Raw genomic sequence first — 8,153 nt, forward strand, 5'->3', positions numbered from 1 at the left:
GAGGCCAACAACTTGAATCTGCGACATGGAAAATCCCCTCCGCGATGACCATCACTCCGGAACACAAATCCGGATCAGCGATGCCGCAAAGCGGAGCCGTTCCACATCATCATACTTCAGGGTGGACCAATTCAACGGGAGTGGATCACAATACCCGCATGTATGCGCCAGCCAGCCGAGGCCGACGCGCCGACCGATCAGTTCGGAGGCGACGCCCGTTCCGACCAGATCGACCCGGCCGACGACTTCATGGCCCGGAATGCGCGGGCAATGCAGACCGGGCAGTTCACCGTCGACGACATGAAGATCGGTGCGGCAGATCGCACAAGCCTCGACCTTGATCCGCAGTGTTCCGGCGCCGGGCAGGGGATCGGGGCGCGACTCTTCGACGAGCGGGCGGCCGGCAGCGTTCAGAACCATCGCCTTCATGGGGGTTTCCCGCTCTGCGCGATCAAACCTAGCGGCGCGAGACCGTATCGGCTTTGACCAAGCTCAAGGAGCGCGTGGCTTTCGGAGCGCATGCTGGCGGAAGTCTAGAAGGGAGAGGTCATGCATTCCTCGCCACCGACCGGCTTGGCCCGTAAGCTCCAGCGCCAGCAAATCGCTAGGGAAGAGACGCTCGGCGAAGAGGCGTTCTCAGCGATTGATCGCATGCGCGAAGCCGCGACTGCGAAGTTCACCGGCGGATTTTCGCCGACGGCCTTGACGCTGGCCTATCTCGACTGGGCCATCCATTTGGCGGCCGCCCCCGGCAAGCAACTTGAACTCGCCAATAAGGCCGTGCGCAAGGCCGCCCGTCTGGGAGGGCATGCCCTGTCCTGTCTCGCCCAGCCGGATGACGATCCCTGTATCAGGCCGCTGCCCGGCGATCGTCGCTTTGCCGCTTCGGAATGGCGCACCCAGCCTTTCAACTTCATGGCGCAGGCCTTCCTGCTCAATCAGCAATGGTGGCACAATGTCACGCACGAGGTGCCGGGCGTTGAACGCCATCACGAGGAGGTCGTTTCCTTCGTCGCCCGCCAGATTCTCGATGTCTTCTCTCCGTCGAACAACCCGCTCACCAATCCGGAGGTGATCGAGCGCGCCCGCGAGACCGGAGGCGCCAATTTCATCGAGGGCTGGAAGAACTGGGCCGAGGATTCGCAAAGGCTGCTTGCCGGAAGACCCCCCGTTGGCGCCGAGCATTTCGTCCCCGGGCGGAACGTGGCGGTGACCCCGGGCAAGGTCGTCTTCCGCAACCACCTGATCGAGCTGATCCAGTACGCGCCGTCGACGCCGACCGTCCACGCCGAGCCGATCCTGATCGTGCCGGCGTGGATCATGAAATACTACATCCTCGATCTGTCGCCGGAGAATTCGCTGGTGCGCTACCTCGTCGGCGAGGGGTACACGGTCTTCTGCATCTCCTGGCGAAATCCCGACGCCGATGATCGCGACCTCGCCATCGAGGATTACCGCCGTAGCGGCGTGATTGCTGCTCTGGATTGCATCGCGGCGATCTTGCCGGGGCGTCGGGTCCATGCCGCCGGATACTGCCTGGGCGGCACGCTTCTGGCCATCGCCGCAGCGGCGATGGCGCGCGACGGCGAGGATCTACTGGCCTCGCTGACCTTTCTGGCGGCCCAGACCGATTTCAGCGAGCCGGGCGAGCTCGCGCTGTTCATCGATGCGAGCGAGCTGCGCATGCTCGACAGCATGATGTGGAACCGCGGCTATCTTTCGGCCGACCAAATGGCCGCGGCCTTTCAGCTTCTGCGCTCGAATGATCTGATCTGGTCGCGACTGGTTCGCGACTACCTGATGGGCGCGCGCGCGCCGATGTTCGATCTCATGGCCTGGAATGCCGATTCCACCCGGATGCCTTACCGCATGCAGGCCGAATATCTGCGCTGCCTCTATCTCGACAACGATCTGGCGAGTGGCCGTTTCATGGTGGGAGGCCGGCCCGCCGCGCTCCAGAACATCCGCACGCCGAGCTTCGCCGTCGCGACCGAGCGCGACCATGTCGCCCCCTGGCGGTCCGTCCACAAGCTGCACTTGCTGATCGATGCCGATCTGACTTTCGTGCTGACCAGTGGCGGCCACAATGCGGGCATCGTCAGCGAGCCAGGCCATTCCGGGCGTCATTATCGGATTAAGCTGAAGAAACATGGCGATACCTGCCTCGGCCCGGACGAATGGCTCGACGCCGCTCGGACGCGCGAGGGCTCGTGGTGGACCGCCTGGGCCGCATGGCTCCACAGCCAGTCGTCGTCCGAGCAGGTCGCGCCTCCCAGCGTCGGCGATGCCGCAAAAGGCTCCGAGGCACTCTGCGATGCGCCCGGAACCTATGTGCTGCAGAGGTGAGCCGTGGTCAGGAGCCTCTCACGAACCGCCCTGCGACGGGGGCTATAGGCCAAAGAGCCTTCCTGGTCCGCATCGTCCAGGCTGCGGATATCGGGTTGCTCTGCGGCAGCGCCGGTAACATCGGCTCCTGCTCGTAATCGCTGCGTCGCAGTTGCGGCACCCGGCGGTCTAGGCCGGCCGGGCCGAGGGCGAAAGCCGGCTGGGTCAGGCTTTCGAGCGGACGTCTAGGCTGCGGCTTTTTGATCTCCGGTCCAGCTCGACGGATACTGGGAGCCGATCTCGGTCCAGGCATCCATGTTCTTCCGGGCGAGCGTCGACAGTCTCTCGGCCTCGTCGGCATAGGCTCCACCGACGCACTTGGCGAAATCCTGCTGGACATCGACGGCCTGGGCGATCTCCTTGCAACGAGCGAGCTGCGCGTACAATTCGGCCTGCGCCTGCATTCGCCGTCCCATAAAGGCCAGAACTTCCGAAACCATCGCCAGTTGGGTCTCCCAGATCTTCTGCGGCAGCACGGTCGCGGAAGCGAGCTGCGCTTTGACGATTTGCATCCCTTCGTCGACCATGGCGGTCGCTCCAACCTGGTCCTCAACGAAAGAATTCGAGACAGGCTTCGTCGTCGGCATGGCAACCTCCTGAATTGTCTCAGCCGCCTGAAGCGTGCGACGGTGGGGAGTTTCCACCCAGGGCCAGGTGCGGTCCTTGACAAACCGCAAATTCGGGCAGCGGAGGCGATATTTCAGTGACCTCGAGCAGTGTCGGCATCCTGATGTATCGGCTCACGGGCGGGAGGGGCGAGGTTCTCCTCGTTCATCCCGGCGGCCCGTTCTGGCAGCACAAGGAGTTCGGCGCCTGGTCCATTCCAAAGGGCGAGCCGCAGCCGGGCGAGGCTGCCGAGGACACCGCGCGGCGGGAGTTCTTGGAAGAACTGGGAACCATGCCCGAAGGCGTCCTGATCCCGCTCGGGCGAGTTCGGCAACGGGCGGGGAAAGTCGTCGAGGCCTTTGCGCTTGAGGGCGATTTCGACACGGAAACCATGCGTTGCAGCAGCGAGGTCGAGATCGAATGGCCGCGTGGCAGTGGACGTCGGTGGCAGTTTCCCGAAATCGACCGGGCCGGATGGTTCACGCTCGCCGACGCACGGCTTCGTATTCTGGAAACGCAATGCGAACTTCTTGAGCTTCTCGAGGAGGAGCTGATCGACAAGCATCCTTCGACGGCGCCTTGATTACCTTGGTCGATCAAGCGACGCTCAGCGGCGGTCCCGAAAAAGGCAAGTGCAGCTCGATCTCCTTTGCGATGGCTCGAACTCCAACTCATTCAGAAGGTTTCCACGGAGCGACAAGTCGCTCATGGCAATAGCTGTTTGGGGTGGGAAATTTAGCGTTTTATGTCATTTTTGATGTGATTATTTAGGCGGCCGATGTGGAATCATAGATTTTCGTCCGAAGTATCGGGTGCGACTTAATGCGACATTATGCAGGGAACGGGCGAACCGGAGAGAAGAGCTGCCGTGACGCCTCCGAAGATTCTTTCTCGCATGCGGTTGTGCCCGTAAGCGCCTGACACGATCAGGTCGCTTCCTTCCTCCAGCGCAACATCCACAATGGCATCGGAGCAGGAACCAGGGGGCGATTTGCGGACCAGCGGCCGGCTGGCGACGCCATGGCCTGCGAGATGCTCGCAGACATCTTCTGTGCCTTGGGCGCTTGCCTCCTCTCCAACGGAAAGAACGGTCACAGTCTCGGCGCGTTGGAGAAATGGCAGGGCATCGAGCACGGCACGTCGTGCTTCCCGTGTATCCTTCCAGGCTACGATAATCGATCGGGCCAGAATCTCCCGGCTGTCTTGCGGTACGACGAGCACCGGGCGGCCCAATCGCAAGACGGCGTCGCCGGGGTCGATCGTCATGAGCCGGCGGACGGAACCTGAAGCCGATCGCGCGACGACGATGAGGTCCGCCGCGCGCGCATGGCTCAAGATGAAGGAAGTCGGTGCCTCGATACCGCTGCGCCATTCAATATCCGGCAGTTGGCCGGCGCCACGTCTGAAATTCGTCTCTGCCTGCCCGAGATCGTCCAGAGCGGCGTTTCGCGCATTCTCGACTAGGATCGAACGCACTGCGACCGAGCCGTCTTCGAGATGGGGGATTGCCACTTGCTCGGCAGCTATGCCGATTAGCCGGCTCCCGAACCGGGAGGCGAGCGAGGCTGCCAGCGCCGCACGATTCTCGGCCGCGCTCGACAATCCTACACAAACCATGATGCTGGCGAAGTTGCGACTGCTCGAACCTGAAGTCATCGCAATCGACCTTCTGAATGCGCTATCACGCCTGGCCGTGCTGATGAGATATCGAAGCCAAGCGGTGCACCCGCTGCCTCGTTCGGGAGCGGGCCGGTATCGGCTTCAGCGCGGCGACCCGGAAGGGCAGCAGAACTCCGTCCTCGGCATTTCTGATCGAGATATAGTCACCTGCTGCGAAGCGATGCCCGTCGAGCCGGTAGCCGGGCTCTTCGGTGATGCTGGCGGCATCGTCGTAGTCGATGCACCAGGTCGCACCACCCGATCCGCCGGCCCTGTGCACCAGCCAGCCATAGCGATCGGGGTCGCCCGTCCAAAAACGTCTGACGCGGCACCTGCCCCGATATCGCTGCCAGGCTTTCGGGTCGAGGTGAAGCCCCGAGTCCAGTGGCGCACGAACCTCGTAACCGCAGCCGGGGTTGCCGTCCGGATATGCAGGTGTTCGTGCAAGGTGCAGCGTCACAGTGTACATCATAGGCCTTCTCCCAATTGACCCGAGAGATGCTCTAATCGCCCGACATGGTGGCCGGCGCCCGGAACTATCGCGCGACAGGCGCAGGCTGCCTTTTGCCGGTAAAGTCAGGCCGCCTTGACGGGAATGATCTCTTCCTTCGGCTGAGCCTTCGCTTGCCGCGGTACCGTGATGTTCAGAATGCCGTTGGCAAAGCTGGCTTCGATCTTGTCGGCGACGATGTCGTCGGGCAGGCGGAAGGAGCGGGTGAAGGAGCCGTAGCGACGCTCGGAGACATAAGCGTCTTCATCCTTGCGCTCCTTCTCGCTCTTCTTCTCCCCGCTGATCGTAAGCACGCCATCCGACAGTTTGACCTGCACGTCAGCCGGCGCGATGCCCGGAAGCTCCGCTGTGATGTCGTAGGCCTTGCCCGTCTTCGAGACGTCGACAGCAGGCACGCTTCCCCAGCGTTCGAGGCGGGGCAGGGACAGGTCGAAGGTCGGCCTTGCGAACGGATGCCGGCCGGAGCCGGTGCCGAAATTGTCGAAGAACCGTTCCATCTCGCTCCAGAAACGATCGAAGCCGACCGGTTCGGTCGGAGAGGTCGAAGGCGTACGCGCTTCACTCTTGGTCGGAAGTCTGGTCGCTGCTTCTGCCATGTTGGCCTCCCGTGAGACGATGGTGAGCCGCACATGTGCGGATCGTCGCGTCAGCGCAGCTCGATAGAAGCCCGGCTCATGCTCGATGAGCCGCGTTGCAGTTTGAGCATGCGTCGGCGCGGCCTGCTTTGCGAAAAATCAAAATAATGCCGCGCGCCGGAGGCGGATTTCAACCTGTCAGGCGGGGCGCTTCCGACATCGGCGAACGGTTCCAGTCACCCCATGTCCGTCTCTCGACGTTCCTGCGGCAGACACGCCGTCTGCCCGGAGCGCACCGCTTAGAATTCGGCGCTCGAAGCCCGCTTGCGCGGGGGGCTCGGAGCGGCGTCAATGGCTGGCCATCCCCTGTGTGATCCGATAAAGTGAAGCTACACCGAGGGCTCGATCATGGGGCATCTCCGGAGCTTCGTCGCAGGCGCTGTCTTCTGCTTTGTGCCGGCATGTCTGAGCGCACAGCAGTTGGGTGACCCGATACGGGGGCTGGCTTTCGCGAGGGAGGTTTGCGCAGCCTGCCACGCGGTGGAGCACAGGCAGCCGGCATCGCCCGATCCGCACGCGCCGCGCTTTGACGCGATAGCGAGTACGAATGGTATGACAGCAATGGCGCTGTATGCATTCCTTCAGACACCTCACTCCACAATGCCGAATCTGATCTTGACGCCAGATGAAACGGCAAATCTCATCGCCTATATTCTGAGTTTGAAGGAGCGATAGTCGCCGTAGAGGGCTGGCTCGGGAAAACTGGACAGTCCGGATAAGTGGAGTTTCTGCCTGAAGGCGGCATGATGGCCGCGACAGGAGAGACCAAAGCCGACGACATGCTACTCTCGATGCCGGCGGGCTCGCCGTACCTTTCAAGATAGTCGGGTGAGCCGCACACATACCACTGGCCCCCCCCCCGAGCCGGCGCACGATGAGGGTGGATGGCTGCGGCTCGCCCGCCGCTTTTCACCGACCGGATCGCTGAAGTCGAACTGCTTCAGGTGACGCTCGGCGGTTTCGATAAAGTCCTGGCCAAGCTGCTCGGCGGCAAGCAGGAGCTTGTGACGCGTGCCTGCATCGACCCGCATCTGGTACTTCGCCACCACCTCATCGACCATCGGGCCAAAATAGCGCTCCAGCAGCTCCTCGCGCGATATCTGCGGGTCGCCGTGTTTCAGGCCCCAGGCCAGCAGGGCACGTTCGCCCGGCATCTCGATGGCGGCCTCGAGTTCGGCGATTTTCTCGCTCGCGCCCTCGCTGAGGTAGTGCTGGGTCGCTTCGGCAATGGCGTCGCGATAGGCCTCGACCTCGTCGGCAACGGCGTCATCGTGATCGATGTCGCTGACGGCTTGCTTGTAGATCTCGCCGGCCAGCGCCCGCACGTCGGCCCGGCCGAGGGACTGGGGCGGGCGGCCCAGCGACTCGAAGAAGGCGTTGAGGGCATTCAGCGCGAGGGGAAAGCGCTCCTTGGCGACTTTGGGGTCTTTTGTCCTGAGCGAGAAGACGACCTTGTCACCGACGAGGACGGAGTGATGCTGGTCGCCCGCGGGCAGGCTGACCCGCTGCCCCTTGGCGAGCGGGCGAAGGGCCAGTGGCACCTTCACATTGAGATAGAAAGAACCCTGTTTGGTAGCAAAGGGTCGGGGCATTGAAAGAGCCATGGTGTCAATCCGCGGTGTCAAAGCGGATACCACCCAACTCGTTATCAATGCTTAGCTCTTTCTCCTGCTGTGGAAAAAGAGTGGTGCCCAGGAGAGGACTCGAACCTCCAGCGGAGCTGCCTAAGTACTGAATTATAAAGGCTTTTTCGGATTCCGTTTGGGTTGCTGTGTGAAAGAGAAGTGTGAACCGCAAAGGTCATTTATCATAGAGCGACGGCATCTCAAAACTAGACAAATCAGCGCTGGTTCCAGCGCCGCTTACAGTTCTCCCGTGAAGAACTGACGCGTGGTGACGCCAGCGTCCGGCGGTCATCTTTGCTGCACCGGCACGCGCTTATGACCATGATCGCCTGTGCCTTCCCTAAATCCGGGCATTTGAAACAGGCGAAGCAAAAAAGAAGAAGCCAAAGGCCGCTACCTAAAGTCGACGTTGGCACCGACCCTACTCGGCCTTCGACAACGTCACGCCTGCCGAGCTCGCCCTCAAATCCGCGCTGGAAAAACAGGCCGCCTGTGGCCAGAAATGAAACTCAAGACTCTCCCTCAGGCCGGAGGAAAAAGGAGTCTCAGGTCAAAGGCCATCGCGCAATATGCTAAGGACAATGGTCGTGTCCCATAGGGTGGTGTAGCTGCGGGTGGTCATCGGCGATTGCCGGTTAGGTTTGGGTTGCGAACGCAAACCCTGACCCGAGAGATCCCCGATGACCGACGAGATGATGAACCTGCGCGGGCTGCTGGAGAAGAGCCCTGACG

The 8,153-nt window shown here is 62.1% G+C and carries 9 protein-coding genes and 1 pseudogene; 3 read left to right on the forward strand and 7 right to left on the reverse strand.

Translation table 11 applies throughout. The annotated features are described in order from the left end of the window. Positions 1–144 precede the first annotated feature (144 nt). A pseudogene (locus J0J10_RS00800) lies at positions 145–429 on the reverse strand (alcohol dehydrogenase catalytic domain-containing protein); the annotation flags it as partial. A gap of 120 nt (positions 430–549) precedes the next feature. Here J0J10_RS00800 and J0J10_RS00805 point away from each other — a divergent pair. Next, a complete protein-coding gene (locus tag J0J10_RS00805; RefSeq protein ID WP_291644454.1) occupies positions 550–2,346 on the forward strand; it encodes a PHA/PHB synthase family protein in 1,797 nt (598 codons plus the stop codon). A 224-nt stretch (positions 2,347–2,570) separates the two neighbouring features. Here J0J10_RS00805 and J0J10_RS00810 read toward each other — a convergent pair whose 3' ends face one another. After that, positions 2,571–2,972 carry a hypothetical protein gene (locus J0J10_RS00810; protein ID WP_291644456.1) on the reverse strand — a complete coding sequence of 134 codons (402 nt, stop codon included), beginning with the start codon at positions 2,970–2,972 and terminating at the stop codon, positions 2,571–2,573. A 116-nt stretch (positions 2,973–3,088) separates the two neighbouring features. On the opposite strand from J0J10_RS00810, the gene J0J10_RS00815 reads away from it, so the two are divergent. Continuing rightward, positions 3,089–3,574, forward strand: coding sequence for an NUDIX hydrolase (locus J0J10_RS00815; RefSeq protein WP_291644458.1), 486 nt, complete (start codon positions 3,089–3,091; stop codon positions 3,572–3,574). A gap of 236 nt (positions 3,575–3,810) precedes the next feature. Here J0J10_RS00815 and J0J10_RS00820 read toward each other — a convergent pair whose 3' ends face one another. From J0J10_RS00820 to J0J10_RS00830, 3 genes are all read right to left on the reverse strand, one after another. Beyond that, on the reverse strand, positions 3,811–4,647 hold the full coding sequence (locus J0J10_RS00820; protein ID WP_291644460.1) for a universal stress protein: 837 nt from the start codon (positions 4,645–4,647) through the stop codon (positions 3,811–3,813). Positions 4,648–4,672: 25 nt separating this feature from the next. Continuing rightward, positions 4,673–5,122 (reverse strand): hypothetical protein, encoded by a 450-nt coding sequence (locus J0J10_RS00825; RefSeq protein WP_291644462.1) that lies wholly within the window; start codon positions 5,120–5,122, stop codon positions 4,673–4,675. A 104-nt stretch (positions 5,123–5,226) separates the two neighbouring features. Then, positions 5,227–5,757 (reverse strand): Hsp20/alpha crystallin family protein, encoded by a 531-nt coding sequence (locus J0J10_RS00830; RefSeq protein WP_291644465.1) that lies wholly within the window; start codon positions 5,755–5,757, stop codon positions 5,227–5,229. A 387-nt stretch (positions 5,758–6,144) separates the two neighbouring features. Here J0J10_RS00830 and J0J10_RS26985 point away from each other — a divergent pair, with 387 nt between their 5' ends. Beyond that, entirely contained in the window at positions 6,145–6,471 is a 327-nt protein-coding gene (locus tag J0J10_RS26985) for a c-type cytochrome (protein ID WP_366824613.1), read from the forward strand. A 140-nt stretch (positions 6,472–6,611) separates the two neighbouring features. On the opposite strand, the gene J0J10_RS00835 is transcribed toward J0J10_RS26985, so the two are convergent. Together J0J10_RS00835 and J0J10_RS00840 are read right to left on the reverse strand one after the other, a co-directional pair. Then, the gene (locus tag J0J10_RS00835; RefSeq protein ID WP_291644467.1) at positions 6,612–7,400 is read right to left on the reverse strand and encodes a DUF6538 domain-containing protein; all 789 of its coding nucleotides are present in this window, start codon (positions 7,398–7,400) and stop codon (positions 6,612–6,614) included. A 571-nt stretch (positions 7,401–7,971) separates the two neighbouring features. Continuing rightward, positions 7,972–8,153, reverse strand: a 182-nt coding sequence (locus tag J0J10_RS00840) for a hypothetical protein (RefSeq protein WP_291644468.1), incomplete at its 5' end; no start/stop codon positions are given.

Source organism: Allobosea sp. (assembly GCF_017308075.1).
Taxonomy (GTDB): Bacteria; Pseudomonadota; Alphaproteobacteria; order Rhizobiales; family Beijerinckiaceae; genus Allobosea.

Excerpts from the sequence above, each read along its gene's own strand:
- J0J10_RS00825 (WP_291644462.1), bottom strand. The coding sequence starts at position 5,122 with ATGATGTACACTGTGACGCTGCACCTTGCACGAACACCTGCATATCCG.
- J0J10_RS00820 (WP_291644460.1), bottom strand. The coding sequence starts at position 4,647 with ATGACTTCAGGTTCGAGCAGTCGCAACTTCGCCAGCATCATGGTTTGT.
- J0J10_RS00830 (WP_291644465.1), bottom strand. The coding sequence starts at position 5,757 with ATGGCAGAAGCAGCGACCAGACTTCCGACCAAGAGTGAAGCGCGTACG.
- J0J10_RS00805 (WP_291644454.1), top strand. The coding sequence starts at position 550 with ATGCATTCCTCGCCACCGACCGGCTTGGCCCGTAAGCTCCAGCGCCAG.
- J0J10_RS26985 (WP_366824613.1), top strand. The coding sequence starts at position 6,145 with ATGGGGCATCTCCGGAGCTTCGTCGCAGGCGCTGTCTTCTGCTTTGTG.
- J0J10_RS00810 (WP_291644456.1), bottom strand. The coding sequence starts at position 2,972 with ATGCCGACGACGAAGCCTGTCTCGAATTCTTTCGTTGAGGACCAGGTT.
- J0J10_RS00835 (WP_291644467.1), bottom strand. The coding sequence starts at position 7,400 with ATGGCTCTTTCAATGCCCCGACCCTTTGCTACCAAACAGGGTTCTTTC.